Below are 16,079 nucleotides of genomic sequence, written 5' to 3' on the forward strand. Positions count from 1 at the left end.
GCGTCAGCTCTGCGCGGCGCGTTTGGCGCGCTTGCGTTCGTGCGGATCGAGGATGGCCTTACGCAGACGGATGCTTTCCGGCGTCACTTCGACCATCTCGTCGTCGTCGATATAGGCGATGGCCTGTTCCAGCGTCATCACGCGCGGCGGGGTCAGGCGGATGGCATCGTCCTTGCCGGTCGAACGGAAGTTCGTCAGCTGCTTCGACTTCATCGGATTGACTTCGAGATCGTCGGGCTTGGCGTTCTCGCCGATCACCATGCCTTCGTAAATCTTCGCGCCGCCACGGATGAACAGCTCGCCGCGATCCTCGAGCGCGTTCAGAGCGTAGGGCACCGCTTCGCCAGGCACCATGGAGATCAGCACGCCGTTCTGGCGGCCTTCGATGGGGCCGCGATAGGTATCGTACTTCTCGAACAGGCGGTTCATGATGCCCGTACCGCGCGTGTCGGACAGGAATTCACCGTGATAGCCGATCAGGCCGCGCGACGGGGCGGAGAAGGTGATGCGGGTCTTGCCCTGGCCCGAGGGGCGCATTTCGGTAAGCTCGGCCTTGCGGCGCTGCATCTTCTCCACGACCGTGCCAGAGTGCTCGTCGTCGACGTCGATGACGACGGTCTCGAACGGCTCCATGCGCTGGCCGTTCTCTTCACGGAACAGGACGCGCGGGCGGCTGATGCCGAGCTCGAAGCCCTCGCGGCGCATCGTTTCGATCAGCACGCCGAGCTGCAATTCGCCGCGACCGGCGACTTCGAAGCTGTCCTTGTCGTCGCTCTCGGTGATGCGGATCGCGACGTTGGTTTCCGCCTCGCGGTAGAGACGGTCGCGGATCATGCGGCTGGTCACCTTGCTGCCCTCGCGGCCTGCGAGCGGGCTGTCGTTGACCGAGAACTGCATTGCCAGCGTCGGCGGATCGATCGGCTGCGCTTCGATCGGAGTCTTCACGCTGGGATCGGCGATGGTGTTCGATACGGTGGCCTTTTCAAGGCCCGCCAGCGCAATGATGTCGCCCGCAGACGCCGTTTCGACCGGAACGCGGTCGAGCCCGTCGAAGCTCATCAGCTTGGTAGCGCGCCCGACCTCGATCACATTGCCCTCGCTGTCGAGCGCATGGATCGGGTCGTTGATGTTGATCGTGCCCGACTGGACGCGGCCCGTGAGCACGCGGCCCATGAAATTGTCGCGGTCGAGCAGGGTGGCGAGGAAGCTGAAGGGCGCTTCGGTGTCGAGGCCCGGAGGCGGCACGTGATCGACGATCAGCTTGAACAGCGGCTCCAGATTGCCGTCGCGCGCGGTCTCGTCCTCGCTGGCATAACCGTCGCGGCCCGAGGCCCACAGGCTCGGGAAATCGAGCTGGTCGTCGTTCGCATCGAGGCTGGCGAAGAGGTCGAACACCTCGTCGAGCACTTCCTGCGGGCGGGCGTCGCTGCGGTCGATCTTGTTGACGACCACGATCGGGCGCAGGCCGAGGCCCAGCGCCTTGCCGGTGACGAACTTGGTCTGCGGCATCGGGCCCTCGGCACTATCGACCAGCAGGATGACGCCGTCGACCATGGAGAGGATGCGCTCGACCTCGGCGCCGAAGTCGGCGTGCCCGGGCGTATCCACGATGTTGATGCGCGTGCCGTTCCATTCGACGCTGGTGCACTTCGCCAGGATCGTGATCCCGCGCTCTTTCTCCAGATCGTTCGAATCCATCGCACGCTCTTCGACGCGCTGGTTCTCGCGGAAGGTGCCGGACTGGCGGAAAAGTTGGTCGACAAGGGTGGTCTTGCCGTGGTCGACGTGGGCGATGATCGCCACGTTGCGCAGGTCGCGGGACATGGATGTATGCTTTCGTTTAGAATGCCGTAACGGCAGGCGCGCCATGCGCCTGGCAATTCGGGCGCGCCCCTAGCGCAGATGCTGCAATGCGGCAAGCATATGCGGTGTAACGCGAAAGGCACAGTGGCGGAATCGCGTAGGTGCGCGACCGGCTAAATGCTTGAGGTGGCGCGTGCATACGAATATTCGCCGCCCGGCTTGCGTGATTTTGGGAACTGCGCAGCAGACCAGAATACGTCTTGAGAGAAGAGGACAGTTCATGAAATTCACTACTTTCGGCCGCGTTGCGACCGTTCGTACCGCTCTGCTGGCCGGTGCCGCTGCGCTTGCCGTTCCGACGGCCGCGAGCGCCCAGGAAGTCGGCGACGACGCCGACATCGGTGAGGCCGAGCCCGAAACCGAAACCGGCAACGTTATCGTCGTCACCGCGACCAAGCGCCAGCAGACCTTGCAGGAAGTGCCCGTCGCCGTCAGCGTGACCACCGCCGAGACCATCGAGCGCGCGCAGATCCGCGACCTCAACGACTTGCAGACGCAGGTGCCCTCGCTTCGCGTGAACCAGCTGCAGAGCTCGGCCAACACCAACTTCCTCATCCGCGGTTTCGGCAATGGCGCGAACAATGCCGGTATTGAACCGTCGGTCGGTGTGTTCGTCGACGGCGTCTATCGCAGCCGTACCGCCTCGCAGATCACCGACCTGCCTGACGTCCAGCGCGTCGAGGTCCTGCGCGGCCCGCAGTCGACCCTGTTCGGCAAGAACGCCAGCGCCGGCGTGATCTCCATCGTCACCAAAGAGCCGGAATTCGAATTCGGCGGCTCGGCCGAGCTGAGCTACGGCAATTACGATGCGATAGTCGCCAAGGGTCTCGTCACCGGACCGATCACCGACAGCATCGCGTTCAGCCTTGCCGGCGGCCTCAACAAGCGCGACGGCTATCTCGAAGACCTCGCCACCGGCAACGACAGCAACGAACGTGACCGCTGGTTCACCCGCGGCCAGCTGCTGTTCGACAATGGTGGCCCGTTCACCGCACGCTTTATCGGCGATTACGACAAGATCGACGAAATCTGCTGCGGCGTCATAAACCTGCGCCGGAGCGATGCGAGCAACGCAATTCTCGCACTCGGCGGCCAGATCCCGAACCCGAACGATCCGTTCGCCGACGTGATCTACAACAATTTCGATTCCACCAACGATATCGAAAACTGGGGCGTCTCGGGCGAGCTGAACTACGAGATCGGCGATTTCACGCTGACCTCGATCACTGCCTACCGCGAATCCACCGCGATCACGGATCAGGATTCGGACTTCACCAGCGCCGACCTGATCGGCAGCAACTTCGCCAATGTCGGTCTCGAAACCTTCACGCAGGAACTGCGTGTGGCTGGCGAGATCGGCGATCGCGTGTCCTTCCTGCTCGGCGGCTTCTACTTCAATGAAGACATCGATCAGCAGAACGCACTGATCTACGGCGAGGATTTCCGCGAGTACGCCAACATCCTGATCGGCGGACCGGTCACGAGCCCGCCGAACGACTTCGCCGTGCAGCAGCTCGAGGCGACGCTTTCGGCGCTCAACGGCCAGGATTACACCGGCCGGTTCTTCGCTGCGGGTCAGGGCCTCAACGAAGCCTACACACTGAGCAACGAAGCGCTGTCGATCTTCGGCCAGGTGGATTTCGAGATCCTCGACGGTCTCGTCCTGACGCTGGGCGCGAACTACACCGACGACAGCAAGGAAATCACCACCAATGTGATTTCGAGTGACGTGTTCTCGGGCATCGACCTCGTCCAGTCGGGCAATACGGCGATCTTCGCTCAGGCATTTGCAACCACACTCGCTAACTTTGGTATCGACGCCACAGACCCCGCGCAGGTGGGTGCATTCGCTGCGGCCAATCCCGAAGCATTCGCGCAGGTTCAGGCTGGCGCACAGGCCTTCGCCGATGCCAACCAGAACAACCCTGCGGTCAACCCGCTGCTGGCGCTGCAGCCGCTGCAGTTCCTGCCGCCGTTCCTCAATGTCCCGAACAGCGTGGAAGACGGCCAGACCGACGACAGCGACTGGAGCTACACCGCGCGCCTCGCCTACGACATCTCGCCGTTCCTGAACGTCTACGTGTCCTATGCGACCGGCTTCAAGGCGAGCTCGTTCAACCTGTCGCGCGACAGCCGTCCGCTGGCTGCCGACATTCCCGCTATCGTCGCGGGCGGCTTCGCTCCGGCGAACCTGCGTCCCGGCTCGCGCTTCGCAGGTCCGGAAGAAACCGAGGTCTACGAGCTGGGCTTCAAGGGTAACTGGGATGTCCTCTCGGCGAACCTGACGTTCTTCAACCAGCGGATCGAGGGCTTCCAGACGAACCTGTTCACCGGCACCGGCTTCGCGCTGGCCAATGCCGGCCTGCAGGAAACTTTCGGCATCGAATTCGACAGCGTCGTGCGCGTGTCCGATTCCTTCAGCGTGCTGGCCGCCTTCACCTATCTTGAGCCCGAATATGTCGATTTCCCGAACAGCTCGATCGGCAACCTGTCGGGCCGCGCGGTCGGCGGCATTTCGGAGTTCACGATGTCGCTCGGCGCGCAGTACGACAAGGAACTGAATGCCAATGGCGACCGGCTGATCCTGAACACGAACTTCTATCATGAAGCGCCTGTCCAGATCGCGGACGGCCTGCCGGGCTTCTTCGACCCGCGCAATCCGGCCTCGCAGGCTGCGGCCTTTGCCGCCGCCGCTCCGTTCCGCCGCCAGGTCGACGAGCTTTCGGCGAGTGCTACCTACTCGTTCGGCTTTGGTCTCGACCTGACCGTATGGGGCCGCAACCTGCTCGACGATCGCTACATCACGACGATCTTCGACTCGGTCGCACAGACGGGCTCGATCTCGGGCTACCCGAACCAGCCGCGCACCTACGGCGTGGCCGCGAAGTTCAAATTCTGATCGAAGCGATCAGCATCTCGGATGCGGGGAAGGGGGCTTTCGGGCCCCCTTTTTCTTTGTCTGCGTTATAGCGCCCTCAATGCCTGCGCGGGTTTCGCTCTCAGCAAGGGGAGCGACGCTCCGAGGGCGAAAGCCAGCACGATGCCGAGGCCTAGGCCAAGGACCGCCATGACCTCGCCCCAGTCGGGCAGCCAGTCGAATTCGAACAGCTGCGTGACAACCAGCCAGCCTGCGAAGCTGCCGACAGCGAGTGCGACGATGGCGAGGGCTCCTGCCAGCGCGACATATTCGATCAGCTGCATGACAAGGATTTGGCGGCGATCTGCCCCGAGGACACGCATGACCACGGTATCGTAAGTTCGCGCCGCGCGGGCGGCGGCAATCGCGCCGAGCAGGACGGCAAGGCCTGCGAGCACCGCGACGCTTGCGGCAGCGAGCGTGGCGAGACCTACTTGCTCGAGAATCGTGCGCGCCTGTCCGAGCACGCCGCCCACCTCGATCACCGAGGCGGAGGGGAAGCTGGCGACCAATGCCTGCAACAGCGGCCCGGTTGGCTTGCCTTCGGACAATTCGATGGTAGCGGCCAGATTGTGCGGCACATCGGCCAGCGCATTGGGGCTGAGCACGAAGACGTAATTGAACCCCATGCTTTCCCAGTCGATCCGCCGCAAATTGGAAATCCGTGCCTGTTTTTCGACGCCCAGCACACCGAAAGTCAGCATGTCGCCGATTTCGAGGCCGGCGGCCTCGGCGAATTCCTCATCGACGGAGACCAGCGGTTCGCCCGCATACATCGGTCCCCACCATTCGCCGGACACGATGCTGTTGCCCTCGGGCACGGTGTCGGCATATGTCAGGCCGCGTTCGCCGCGCAGCGCCCATGCGCCGTCGGGGATTTCCTCGAGCTCCGAGGTGCGGGTCATTGCGCCTTCCGGGCCGAAGGCGAGGACGGAGCCGCGCAGGGCGGGCACGGTGCGCCAGTCGGCCTGCGGATCGGCATCCTCGATCAGGGTTTCGAATTCGGCGATCCGGTCGCGGGGGATGTCGAGCACGAAATAGTCGGGTGCCTGCTGGGGCACGCGGCTTTCGATATTTCCGTCGATCGCGGATTGCACTGCGGCGAGGAGGACGAAGGCCGACAGGCCAAAGCCGAGCGCGGTCACCAATGCTCCGGTCGAGCTTCCGGGCCGGTGCAGATTGGCGAGCGCATTGCGCGCAATGGGGTCTTTCGGACGCGGCAATGCGGCGGCAAGCTTGCGGATACCCCAGCCGAGCAGGGCCAGCAAGCCGAGCAGCACGGCAGCGCCTGCGAGGAAGCCGCCGGACAGCAGCGGCTGCTCCGCCGTCAGCAGCGCCAGCGCCACGATGGCCGCCAATCCCCCGCCGACAACCAGGAGCGCAACGCGGTCTCGCGCGAGCGGTGCCACCCGGGCGCGCATCAGCGCCATCGCCGGAAAATTGCGCGCTCGCAACAGCGGCGGCGCGGCGAACACTAGCGCCACAAGCAGGCCGTAGGCCAGCGCCAGCAACAGCGGGCCGGGCGCGACGACGAAACCGGTCGACACGGGCAGCAGCCCTTCCAGCGCCGTCGCGAGCAACGGCACGATGGCGATTCCCGCGACGATCCCGGCAATGCTACCCACCACAGCCGCTGCGGCGATCTGAAGTGCATAAATCCGCGCGATATCGCGGCTCGTTGCGCCGAGGATCTTGAGCGTCGCAATCCCCTGCCGCCGTGCGTCGAGATAGCTGGTCACCCCGCCGCCGATCCCAATGCCCGCGATGACGAGAGCGGCGAGGCCGACCAGCGTGAGAAATTCGCTCATGCGGTCGATGAAGCGGTCGGTGCCGGGCGCGGCGCGATCGGCGGTGTCGATGTCGAAGCCGGACTCGGGGAAGCGGGCTTCGATGTCTTCGCGCACGTCCTCCGCATCGCGCAGACTATCGAAACGCACGCGCGTCTTGGTTTCGTACATAGAGCCGGGCGCGATCAGGCCGGCGCGTTGCGGCAGGTCGTCGGCCACGATGATCGTCGGGCCGAGCTGGAAACCTTCGCCCAACCGGTCGGGTTCGTCCGCGATCAGCCCGCCGACCGTGACCGTTTCGGTTCCAATCGCGATCGTCTCCCCGACGAAAACGCCCAGCCGTTCGGCCGCTCCGGGGGAGAGCCAGGCTTCGCTTGCGTCCGGCTGTCCGACCGAGCGGCCGTCCTCCAGCACAAGCTCGCCATAAAGCGGATAGGCGCCGTCGATGGCCTTGAGTTCGATCGGCGCGGCCTGTTCGCCATAGCGGGCCATAGCCTGCATGCGCGTACCTGCCGAGACGGTGCCATATTCGGCAAGCGCGGCGCTCTCTTCCTCGTTGAGACCGCGTTGCCACAGTTCGATCTGCAAGTCCCCGCCGAGGAATTGGCGCCCATTGGCCTCCAGCTCCCGCTCGATCGCCGCAGTCAGCGTGCCGATAGCGGCCAGCGCCCCGGTGCCGAGAAACAGGCACACGAGTAGCAGGCGCAAGCCCCGAAAGCGCGCGTTGAGGTCGCGCCGGGCGATGCGCCAGGCAGTCGACCAGCTCATCGCTTGCTTGCTTGCCTGCCCGCCACTCATGTGGCGGTGTCGGTGGCGATGCGGCCATCACCCAGCGTCAGCACGCGCGCGCAATGCTCGGCCAATTCGGGATCGTGGGTGATGACGAGCAGGGTCGCGCCGGTCTCAGCGCGGCGGGCGAACAGCAGATCGACGATCTCGTGGCCAGTGGCCGCGTCGAGATTGCCCGTCGGCTCGTCGGCGAAAATGAGGTCGGGGCGCGGCGCGATGGCGCGGGCGATGGCCACGCGTTGCTGCTCTCCCCCCGAAAGCTGCGACGGGTAATGATCGAGCCGGTGGCCGAGGCCGACTGCCTCGAGCTCCGCCCGCGCGCGGTCCTGCGCGTCCGCCTCTCCCGCCAGCTCCATCGGCGTGGCAACATTCTCCAGCGCTGTCATCGTCGGCAGCAGGTGGAACGCCTGCAAGACGATGCCGATGGCGCCGCGGCGCGCGTGGGCGAGGGCGTCCTCGTCCATTGAGGCGAAGTCTTGCCCGGCGACCTTCAGCGTGCCGCCGCTCGCGCGCTCCAAGCCGGACAGGACCGCCATCAACGAGCTCTTGCCCGAACCCGACGGCCCGAGCAGGGCCACCGTCTCTCCCCTGGCGATATCGAGATCGATCCCGCGCAGGATTTCGACCGGTGCGGCGTCGCTACCGAGAGTAAGGGACAGGTTGCGGGCTGAAATAGCGGCTTGAGATGTCGTCACGGCGCTGCGATGGCATGGGGTGTCCGGTTGCACAAGGAAACTCGCCGATGCGGCTTTATCATTTGTCGATTGCCATTCTCGCCGCGGCGCTGGCCGCCTGTGGCACTGACACTGCGGAAGCGCCTGCTCCGCAAGCGAGTGAGGCGCCTTCCGTAGCCCGCCCGGACATTGCCGTCGAGGGACCGGAACGGCGCATCCTGGCCTTCGGAGACAGCCTGTTTGCCGGCTATGGTGTGGGTGAGGAGAACAGCTATCCGGCGCTGCTCGAAGACGCCTTGCGGGAGCAGGGCATCAACGCGCGGATCGCCAATGCGGGCGTGTCCGGCGATACCAGCCAAGCGGGTGCGCAGCGGCTGGCCTTCACGCTCGATGCGCAGGCGGAGAAACCCGACCTCGTCATCCTCGAACTGGGCGGCAACGACATGCTGCGCGGCGTTGCGCCCGACCAGACGCGGGCGAGTTTCGAAGCGATGCTGGACGAGTTGCGCCAGCGCGATATCCCCGTCCTGCTGATGGGTATGCGCGCGCCGCCGAATTACGGGCCCGAATACCAGACGCAATTCGACGGACTCTACGCCGAACTGGCCAGCGAATATGATGCAGAGCTCATCCCGTTCTGGCTGGAGGCGATCTACCAGGATCCGAGCCTGTTCCAGTCCGACCGCATCCACCCGACGGTCGAGGGTATCGAGGCTCTGGTCGCGGACACTGCGGATGAAGTCGCGGCGGCGCTACCTCCGGTGAACTAGAGCCGCTGGGCCTCACCGTTTTCGATCCGCCACGTTGCCGCCTCGCTCAGGATCGTATCGAAAGGCGAGGGCTCGGTCCCGGTGATCCAGACCTGCGCGCCGCTGCCGCGCAGCTGGTCGAACAGGGCGGCGCGGCGGACAGGATCGAGATGGGCGGCCACCTCGTCGAGCAGCAGAATGCCGGCGCGACCCTGCGCCGCGAGGGCGGCGTGAGCGAGCGTGATCGCCACCAGCATGGCTTTCTGTTCGCCGGTCGAGCTTTGCGCGGCGGGAACGCGCTTCGCTGCGTGGATCACCTCCAGCTCGTCTCGATGGGGACCGGATAGCGTGCGCTGCGCCAGGCGATCCTTGCTCCGCCCTTCGTAGAGGGCCTGCGACAGGCCGTCAGGACTGTCCGGCGCGCCCGGCGCATAGGTAATAGCAGGGCGGGCGAAAGGCTCTGCAGGCATGGCAGCAAGGCGCGCCATAAGCGTTTCGATCAGGCGCGCGCGGCTCGTCATCAGCGCGCCTCCATGCTGGACCATCTGCGCCTCGATCGCATCGAGCCAGCCGCTCTCGGGATCGCGCCGGTCGGACAGCAGGCGATTGCGTTCGCGCAGGGCCGCTTCGTAGCGCGCGGCGTGGCTGGCATGCGCCGGGTCCAGCGCAAGCGCCATGCGGTCGACGAACCGCCGACGGTCGGAGGCGGGGCCGGTGAACAGCCCGTCCATCGCCGGTGTGAGCCAGGTAATTGCAAGCCATTCGCCAAGCGCGGTAGCACTCGTGTCCGAGCCATTGATCCTGACTCGTCGCCGGCCCTGCCGGGCGCTCTCGCAATAAGTGCCCAGACGCACAGGCTCGCCATCCTGCTTCAGGTCCGCCGCGACGGTAAATCCCGTTTGGCTCCCGGCGCGCACCATGTCCGCCAATGCAGCGCGGCGCAGGCCACGGCCCGGCGAGAGGAGCGACAGCGCCTCGAGCACATTGGTCTTGCCCGCCCCGTTCTCGCCCACCAGCAGGTTGAAACGCGCCGTGTCCGAAAGCTCGGTCGCGGCGTGATTGCGGAAGTCGGAAAGGGATATGCGATCGAGCGCCATGGTCGGCTGCAGCGATAGCGCGCGGTGCGTCATGCCGCCACTCGATTTGCCTGATTCCAAAAAGTGGTGAAATTTCCCAACCTTTCGGATCGATGAACGGCGCTTGAGCGCTCGGTTAAGTTAAGAATGGCTGAATTCAGCCGTTTTTCGAGTTTGGCACGCCTCCTGCAAAGCATGGATTAACCCGGATGGTCCGGGGGAAACAACAGACCAAGGTTCAAGGAGACCACCAAATGTCCGCTTTCGATTATGCCAGCAACCGCGCTCTCGCCGCCGTTTTCGCTCTCGCCGTCTCGGCCGTCAGCATGGCGATGGCCATCGTCCCCGCAAGCCCCGCCGTCTTCGTCGCCTGACGCAAGCCGCACCTCAGATCACAAGGAAGGAAATCATGTTTAACTCTGAAAACTCCAGCAAGCTCTTCGCAGCTGCTTTCTCGCTGGCCCTCTCGGCGGTGTTCTTCGCCACGGCCATCATCCCCGCTTCGCCCAATGGACTGATCGCATGAACGACCTGAAAATTCGTGATACCGACCACGCCGTCCGCCCCGCCAAAAGCTTCGCGCTCGACCGCAGCAACGGCAAGCTGATGGGCGTATGCTCCGGCATCGCCGACTACTTCGGCATCGACGCACTCTGGGTCCGCCTGGGCTTCGTCGCAGGAACGCTGCTGGGTTTCGGCAGCTTCATCCTGATCTACCTCGCGATCGCACTGATTGCGGATTGAGCGCGGCCCCGCGCCGACCGACCCGGTTTTCGTGTCGGCCGTGCCTTCAATTTCGAGAAAACTGGGAGGGGCCGTCTGGCCCCTCTTGTGATTCTAATACCCAAGAAATTCTGGCGGCGGTAGAAATCACATCGCCGAAATGCCGCCATCGAGCTTGAGCTCCGCCCCGGTCATGAACCGGCTCTCGTCACTGGCGAGATAGACCACCGCATTGGCGATGTCGTTCGGCTCGCCGACAAACTTGAGTGGGATCTGCCGCGCCAGCTTGTCCATCAGCACGCCCTTGTCGAGATTGTGGTTCTTCGCCGTCCCGTCGAGGATAGGCGTATCGATGAAGGTCGGGTGGACCGAGTTGCAGCGGATCTGCATGTTCTTCTTCGCGCAGTGGAGAGCGATGGACTTGGACAGCATCCAAACCGCCGCCTTGGACGAATTGTAGGCCGGCATGGTGTCGCTCGCGATGAGTCCGGCGATGCTGGAAATGTTGACGATAGATCCCGGCGCATGTTCGCGCATCAGCGGCAGCGCCTTCTGGCAGCCGTGGAAGATCGAATCGACATTGATCGCGAAGCAGCGCTTCCAGTCGTCGAAATCGCAGGTCTCGATATTGCCGCCGACCCCGATGCCGGCATTGTTGACCAGCACGTTGAGCCCGCCGAGGTTCTCGCGCGCAGCATCGACCGCCGCCTCCCATTGACCCGGATCGATGACGTCGTGCTGAAACCCGAAGGCCGTGCCGTCGCCCAGCTGTCCGTTGATCAGCGAAGCGGTTTCTTCCGCCCCGGCGCCGTTGATGTCAGTGCACAGCACCCGTGCGCCTTCTTCCGCCAGCCTTGTGGCATGCGCCCGGCCCAGACCCTGCGCCGCCCCCGTCACCAGGGCCAGCTTGCCCTCACACCTGCCGCTCATTCACTCTCTCCCAGAAAACTGTCCAGCGACGCCATCAGCATCGCAATTCGTACATCGACACCGTGACCCATCGCGCGCCAGCGGGCAACGAATTCCGGCAACTGCGTGCGCGGCACATGGTAGACGACGATGTCTTCGCTGTCCGTGCCGCCGCCTTCGCCGACTTTGGTCAGGCCGTGCGCGCGCAGCAGCGAGAAGCTTTCGCTCACCATGCCGGGCGAGGAATAGAATTCGCCGAGGTTCTCCATTCGCACGGCGCGATAGCCGGTTTCTTCCTCGAGTTCGCGAATGGCGGCCGCCTTATCGCTTTCGCCGCTCTTGTCTTCGTCGTCACCGATGAGGCCGGCCGGGATTTCGAGGCAAATGCGGCCCAGCGGCACGCGGTATTGCGAGACGAGGATTACGCGATCCTGATCGTCGATGGCGATGATGGCGGCGGCCCTGATCCCGCGCGAGCGGCTGGCATATTCCCAGCGACCCCGCCGTTTGGCGGTGACGAAGCGGCCCTGCCACATGGTTTCTTCGGGCAGTTCGGCGTCCGGGTCGCGGCCCGGGGTCTCGATTGGGTCGGTCATGGGCCTGAAGGCTTAGACTTCGATCAGCCGGTCCGGCAACTCATTCTGATCCTCGTCGCCGCGCGGGAAATGTTCCGCCAACACTGCACCGACATCGCGCACGCCCGCCGCAAGTCCCTCGGCCAGACGGCCCTGTTTGATCTCGACCAGCATGTCGGCCATCGCCTCGCCCCAGACATCCGCCGGGACGATCGCCGCGATGGGCTCGTCCGCGACGATCTCTGCGCGATGTTCCTGCATCGATAGGTAGAGCAGCACCCCGGTGCGCCCATGGGTGCGCCGTTCCGCCCCGACCTTGAAATGCTTGATCGCCGCAGCGCGTACGCGCGCCTGCTTGGCGGGCGAGGGAATGAGGGCGAAGCGGAGCGGATCCCAAGACAGCAGCAGCCAGGTCACGGCGAAGCCGATCAGGCCCAGTGCAATCGTCATGGTCGCCAGTTCGCCGGTGGTCCATTCGTGCATCCACCCGCCGACGAGTTCGTCCCAAAGGTCCATGAAGGGCTTGGGCAGAACCGCAAATAGGCTCATCAGTGTGAAGGCCACGCCCGCCGCCCATACCAGAACGACATCGGCATATCCGCCCGACCGGTCCGCCAGCACGGTGACGATCTCGCCCGAGGTCGTGCCCTCCGCGGCCGCAACGGCATCGCTGACGATCGTGTGCTGCGCTTCGTTCAGATAGCGTGCCATCTACCACCCCCCGGAGGCGCCGCCGCCTCCGAAACTGCCGCCGCCGCCGGAAAAGCCGCCGAAACCGCCGCCTCCTCCGCCGAAGCCGCCACCGCCGCCCCAGTCGTCGCCGCCGCTCAGCGCGCCGCGCGCGATGGCCGAGCCGACTTCCCACAGGATGATGTCGCCCGCCGCTTGGCCCAGCCGTCCGCCACGGCCATAGCGCCGCCGCTTGCCGCGCCGCAGCATCGGGATGATGAAGAAAAAGAATATGAAGGCGATCCAGATCGCGCCGCCGAGCGGGAAGCCGCCGCGGCTCTCGCGCGCCTCTTCGGCCTGCTGCGCGACCTGAGCCGCCTGCTCGGGCGGCAGCTCGAGCTGGTTGATGATCTCATCCGCCGCCCAGCTGATCCCGCCCGAATAGTCGCCGGCGCGGAAATAGTCCTTCATGCCCTCGACATATTCGAAGGCGAGGCCATCGGGGATAGTGCCTTCGAGACCATAGCCGACTTCGATCCGCATTCGCCGTTCGTTCGGGGCGACGATCAGGATGATGCCGTCGTTGCGCTCCGCATCGCCCAGCGCCCATTCGCGCCCTAAGCGATAGCCATAGTCCGCGATATCGTAGCCCTCGAGATCCGGAATCGTCGCGATCACGAACTGGCGCTGGTTCGCCTCCTCGAACGCGTTCAGCTTGGCGGTAAGCTCGGCCTCGGTCGCCGGATCGATGATGTCGGCCGCATCGACCACCGGCGCCGTCCCGCGCTCGGGAAAATTCTGCGCCGCAGCGGGCAGGGCAAAGCCCAGCGCGGCGGCGCAGATCAGCAGCAGTCGAAGCAAAGCCTGCATTGCAGGGCCGCTCAGTTGGCGGCTGCGGCGTCGGCAGGCTCGCTGGTATTGTCGTTGGCTCCAGTGGCAGTAGCAGTGCCGCCGCTGGCGCGCATGTTGAGTTCGGGGGCAGTTTCCGCGCCTTCGCTCACGGCTTCGTAGGGCACCATCGGCTCCGCACCGTGGATTATGTTCGCGCCGATCGTGTCGGGGAAGGTGCGGATGGTCGTGTTATACTGGCGGACCGCTTCGTTGTAATCGCGAATTGCAACGCGGATGCGGTTCTCCTGCCCTTCGATCTGGGTCATGAAACGGCCGAAGTTCTCTTGGCTGCGCAGTTCCGGATAGGCTTCGACATTGGCCATCAGGCGCGACAGCGCGCCGCCGAAAGTGTTCTGCGCCTGCTGGTACTGCGCCATGGCTTCGGGATTGTTGAGATCGTCGCCATCCAGCTGGATTTCCGGGCGCGTCGCGGAAGCGCGGGCCTGGATCACACCCTCGAGCGTTTCGCGCTCCTGCTCGGCCGAGCTCATCACGATCTGCTCGAGATTGGGGACGAGATTGGCGCGCTCCTGAAAGGCCGCCTCGACGTCGGCCCACTTGGCCTTGGCGTTCTCTTCCGCGGTAGGCACCGAGTTGATGCCGCAGGCCGACAGGGCGAGCGCCGCTGCGGCGACTATCGATGTTCGAAGGGCGGCGAAACGGGTCATGGGGAGGATCCTTTGGTAGTATTACGGTACTGACTTATGAAGATAGCACACCTCGCCGATCATTCAAGATTAACGGCGTGCTTGTGGGGAAATTCGCTCTGTGCCAGAAAACATGGCGAAAGAGGGGTTAATGCGTATGGGTCTGGGTACGGAATTCAAAAAATTCATCGCGCGCGGCAATGTGATCGACCTGGCCGTCGGTGTGGTGATCGGTGCGGCGTTTAGCGGCATCGTGACGCAGCTGACCGAGGCGATCCTGATGCCGCTGATCGGCTGGATTTTCGGCGACATCGACTTCTCCAACTGGTTCCTGCGGCTCGGCGAAATACCTGAAGGCTATGAAGGCGCGCTCGACAATTACGAGCAGCTCAAGGAAGCCGGGGTTGCGATGATCGGATATGGCGCATTGATCACCGCCATGATCAATTTTCTCATCGTGGCCTTCGCGCTGTTCATGTTGGTGCGCAGCGTCAACAAGGTCAGCGACGAGATCAAGGCCAAGCAGGTGGAAACGGAAGACAGCTCGACGAGCGACGAGGTGCCGACCGATCCGCAGCTCGACGTGCTGAAGAAAATCCTCGCCGAATTGCGCAAGGGCGATGCGTGGACGCCGGACTATGCGGCTGAGAAGGGCCCGATGGGGTAGGGTTGTATCTTGTCTGAGTGCGGTCGGGACATCCATCCCGACCTTGCTCTTCCATCCCACACCCCCACCCGGCCACCGACGGCACTATACTGTTTGGGTGGCCGGGTGGGGGCGTGGGATGGAACAGCTCAAGCCTTCGACGGAAGTCGAAGGCGCACCAAACCATGAACCCGACAAAAACCCCTGCTCACTTCACATTAAGCTGCGACGCTCTATATAGAACCTTGCCGGTTCCGACCGGCTATGGCGATAAATTGCGCCGTGCAATAGGTACAACGGACCCGGGGGCAGTACCCGGCGGCTCCACCACAATCCGCGGGTTTGCGCGGTTTCTGACGGGGCCGAACCAGGATCGACGTGTGCTGAAAGACGGTGTTTTCGCCCGGGCTGAGTATCCCGTGAAACTGTTCACAACACACAAGTGCCAACGATAACGAAGCACTCGCTCTCGCTGCGTAACCTGACGGGCTAACGCCCTGATCTTACAAAGCTAAAGCGCGGTCGGACCCACCGGGCAACAGAAGCGGATTCCGGGGCTCCGGGGGTAGCTAGCAACAGAAACCCCCACCTATCTGTATGTATGCAAGTTCCGGTCAGCTAGTGCCCGGCCTTAGCAATCGTCTGATACCTGCGATGATCCCCGCTGGGACGATCAGAAAGACGGCCATGTTGAAAACCAGCTGTGCCGGTATCGACCAGAGATAGAGGACGAAATGCTCGTTGGTGAATGTCAGGCCATTGGGTCCTGCGAGTGCCCATAACTCCGACCAAGTGTATAGGTTAAGTCCAATCCCTACGAGCGTCAGTATCAACCAGCCGACGGATAGCTGGACGGCCAGTCGATAATTCGCAGTTGTAATGAGCACAAACCAGATCGCGGCCGCGAATAGCAGGGCGGTAATCGAAAAGAGGCCGCTGCCCAGAATGGCAGTTGGCAGATAACCATGAACGCAGTCGCAATCGATTGGGCCAAAGCGATTTACGATAGGGCCAACGCGATTTTCGGCAATTCCGTGTGATCTGGATATGGCCTGCCAGTATCCACTTGGATCGAAGCCGAGGACGTTCATGGGGAACGACCATTGCGAGTTGTAGATGTGGACGGCGGACTGCTCACACAGGCACATGGGTTCTATCCGCCTA

16 protein-coding genes and 1 other RNA gene are annotated in these 16,079 nt (G+C 63.9%); 7 read left to right on the plus strand and 10 right to left on the minus strand.

Features of this window, described 5'->3' with window-relative positions; all coding sequences use genetic code 11:
- Positions 1-3: 3 nt before the first annotated feature.
- Entirely contained in the window at positions 4-1,824 is a 1,821-nt protein-coding gene (typA, locus tag P8R33_RS06125) for a translational GTPase TypA (protein ID WP_278328112.1), read from the minus strand.
- Between the two features lie 259 nt (positions 1,825-2,083).
- Here typA and P8R33_RS06130 point away from each other — a divergent pair, with 259 nt between their 5' ends.
- Positions 2,084-4,762: a TonB-dependent receptor gene (locus P8R33_RS06130; protein ID WP_278328113.1), complete on the plus strand. Its 2,679-nt coding sequence runs from the start codon at positions 2,084-2,086 to the stop codon at positions 4,760-4,762.
- Positions 4,763-4,827: 65 nt separating this feature from the next.
- On the opposite strand, the gene P8R33_RS06135 is transcribed toward P8R33_RS06130, so the two are convergent.
- Entirely contained in the window at positions 4,828-7,335 is a 2,508-nt protein-coding gene (locus P8R33_RS06135; RefSeq protein WP_278328114.1) for an ABC transporter permease, read from the minus strand.
- 26 nt (positions 7,336-7,361) lie between these two features.
- A complete protein-coding gene (locus P8R33_RS06140; RefSeq protein WP_278328115.1) occupies positions 7,362-8,051 on the minus strand; it encodes an ABC transporter ATP-binding protein in 690 nt (229 codons plus the stop codon).
- 47 nt (positions 8,052-8,098) lie between these two features.
- Between P8R33_RS06140 and P8R33_RS06145 the strand changes: the two genes are divergently transcribed.
- Positions 8,099-8,800: an arylesterase gene (locus P8R33_RS06145; RefSeq protein ID WP_278328116.1), complete on the plus strand. Its 702-nt coding sequence runs from the start codon at positions 8,099-8,101 to the stop codon at positions 8,798-8,800.
- On the opposite strand, the gene recF is transcribed toward P8R33_RS06145, so the two are convergent.
- Positions 8,797-9,876 carry a DNA replication/repair protein RecF gene (recF, locus tag P8R33_RS06150; protein ID WP_278328803.1) on the minus strand — a complete coding sequence of 360 codons (1,080 nt, stop codon included), beginning with the start codon at positions 9,874-9,876 and terminating at the stop codon, positions 8,797-8,799. The genes P8R33_RS06145 and recF overlap by 4 nt on opposite strands.
- A 233-nt stretch (positions 9,877-10,109) precedes the next feature.
- Here recF and P8R33_RS06155 point away from each other — a divergent pair, with 233 nt between their 5' ends.
- From P8R33_RS06155 to P8R33_RS06160, 3 genes are read left to right on the plus strand one after another with little or no spacing between them, the layout of a single operon-like run.
- On the plus strand, positions 10,110-10,229 hold the full coding sequence (locus tag P8R33_RS06155; protein WP_278328117.1) for a recombination protein F: 120 nt from the start codon (positions 10,110-10,112) through the stop codon (positions 10,227-10,229).
- Between the two features lie 35 nt (positions 10,230-10,264).
- Positions 10,265-10,381, plus strand: a complete 117-nt coding sequence (locus P8R33_RS14805) for a recombination protein F (RefSeq protein WP_422785429.1) — start codon at positions 10,265-10,267, stop codon at positions 10,379-10,381.
- On the plus strand, positions 10,378-10,599 hold the full coding sequence (locus P8R33_RS06160) for a PspC domain-containing protein (protein WP_278328118.1): 222 nt from the start codon (positions 10,378-10,380) through the stop codon (positions 10,597-10,599). The genes P8R33_RS14805 and P8R33_RS06160 overlap by 4 nt, the downstream gene beginning before the upstream one ends.
- A gap of 126 nt (positions 10,600-10,725) precedes the next feature.
- Here P8R33_RS06160 and P8R33_RS06165 read toward each other — a convergent pair whose 3' ends face one another.
- From P8R33_RS06165 to P8R33_RS06185, 5 genes are read right to left on the minus strand one after another with little or no spacing between them, the layout of a single operon-like run.
- Positions 10,726-11,508 carry an SDR family oxidoreductase gene (locus P8R33_RS06165; protein ID WP_278328119.1) on the minus strand — a complete coding sequence of 261 codons (783 nt, stop codon included), beginning with the start codon at positions 11,506-11,508 and terminating at the stop codon, positions 10,726-10,728.
- The gene (locus P8R33_RS06170) at positions 11,505-12,083 is read right to left on the minus strand and encodes an NUDIX hydrolase (protein WP_278328120.1); all 579 of its coding nucleotides are present in this window, start codon (positions 12,081-12,083) and stop codon (positions 11,505-11,507) included. The genes P8R33_RS06165 and P8R33_RS06170 overlap by 4 nt, the downstream gene beginning before the upstream one ends.
- Before the next feature lie 12 nt (positions 12,084-12,095).
- On the minus strand, positions 12,096-12,773 hold the full coding sequence (locus tag P8R33_RS06175; RefSeq protein WP_278328121.1) for a TPM domain-containing protein: 678 nt from the start codon (positions 12,771-12,773) through the stop codon (positions 12,096-12,098).
- Positions 12,774-13,601 carry a TPM domain-containing protein gene (locus P8R33_RS06180; protein WP_278328122.1) on the minus strand — a complete coding sequence of 276 codons (828 nt, stop codon included), beginning with the start codon at positions 13,599-13,601 and terminating at the stop codon, positions 12,774-12,776.
- Positions 13,602-13,612: 11 nt separating this feature from the next.
- Entirely contained in the window at positions 13,613-14,290 is a 678-nt protein-coding gene (locus P8R33_RS06185; protein ID WP_278328123.1) for a LemA family protein, read from the minus strand.
- Between the two features lie 136 nt (positions 14,291-14,426).
- On the opposite strand from P8R33_RS06185, the gene mscL reads away from it, so the two are divergent.
- Positions 14,427-14,936 (plus strand): large conductance mechanosensitive channel protein MscL, encoded by a 510-nt coding sequence (gene mscL / locus P8R33_RS06190; RefSeq protein ID WP_278328804.1) that lies wholly within the window; start codon positions 14,427-14,429, stop codon positions 14,934-14,936.
- Positions 14,937-15,123: 187 nt separating this feature from the next.
- Positions 15,124-15,468, plus strand: a transfer-messenger RNA (tmRNA) gene (ssrA, locus tag P8R33_RS06195).
- 61 nt (positions 15,469-15,529) lie between these two features.
- Here the strand turns inward: ssrA and P8R33_RS06200 are convergent.
- Entirely contained in the window at positions 15,530-16,006 is a 477-nt protein-coding gene (locus P8R33_RS06200; RefSeq protein WP_278328124.1) for a hypothetical protein, read from the minus strand.
- Positions 16,007-16,079 lie beyond the last annotated feature (73 nt).

Source organism: Qipengyuania flavescens (genome assembly GCF_029688735.1).
Classification (GTDB): Bacteria; Pseudomonadota; Alphaproteobacteria; order Sphingomonadales; family Sphingomonadaceae; genus Qipengyuania.

Coding starts and splice junctions, on each gene's coding strand:
- typA (WP_278328112.1), bottom strand. CDS start 1,824: ATGTCCCGCGACCTGCGCAACGTGGCGATCATCGCCCACGTCGACCAC.
- P8R33_RS06130 (WP_278328113.1), top strand. CDS start 2,084: ATGAAATTCACTACTTTCGGCCGCGTTGCGACCGTTCGTACCGCTCTG.
- P8R33_RS06135 (WP_278328114.1), bottom strand. CDS start 7,335: ATGAGCTGGTCGACTGCCTGGCGCATCGCCCGGCGCGACCTCAACGCG.
- P8R33_RS06145 (WP_278328116.1), top strand. CDS start 8,099: ATGCGGCTTTATCATTTGTCGATTGCCATTCTCGCCGCGGCGCTGGCC.
- recF (WP_278328803.1), bottom strand. CDS start 9,876: ATGGCGCTCGATCGCATATCCCTTTCCGACTTCCGCAATCACGCCGCG.
- P8R33_RS06155 (WP_278328117.1), top strand. CDS start 10,110: ATGTCCGCTTTCGATTATGCCAGCAACCGCGCTCTCGCCGCCGTTTTC.
- P8R33_RS14805 (WP_422785429.1), top strand. CDS start 10,265: ATGTTTAACTCTGAAAACTCCAGCAAGCTCTTCGCAGCTGCTTTCTCG.
- P8R33_RS06160 (WP_278328118.1), top strand. CDS start 10,378: ATGAACGACCTGAAAATTCGTGATACCGACCACGCCGTCCGCCCCGCC.
- P8R33_RS06165 (WP_278328119.1), bottom strand. CDS start 11,508: ATGAGCGGCAGGTGTGAGGGCAAGCTGGCCCTGGTGACGGGGGCGGCG.
- P8R33_RS06170 (WP_278328120.1), bottom strand. CDS start 12,083: ATGACCGACCCAATCGAGACCCCGGGCCGCGACCCGGACGCCGAACTG.
- P8R33_RS06175 (WP_278328121.1), bottom strand. CDS start 12,773: ATGGCACGCTATCTGAACGAAGCGCAGCACACGATCGTCAGCGATGCC.
- P8R33_RS06180 (WP_278328122.1), bottom strand. CDS start 13,601: ATGCAGGCTTTGCTTCGACTGCTGCTGATCTGCGCCGCCGCGCTGGGC.
- P8R33_RS06185 (WP_278328123.1), bottom strand. CDS start 14,290: ATGACCCGTTTCGCCGCCCTTCGAACATCGATAGTCGCCGCAGCGGCG.
- mscL (WP_278328804.1), top strand. CDS start 14,427: ATGGGTCTGGGTACGGAATTCAAAAAATTCATCGCGCGCGGCAATGTG.
- P8R33_RS06200 (WP_278328124.1), bottom strand. CDS start 16,006: ATGAACGTCCTCGGCTTCGATCCAAGTGGATACTGGCAGGCCATATCC.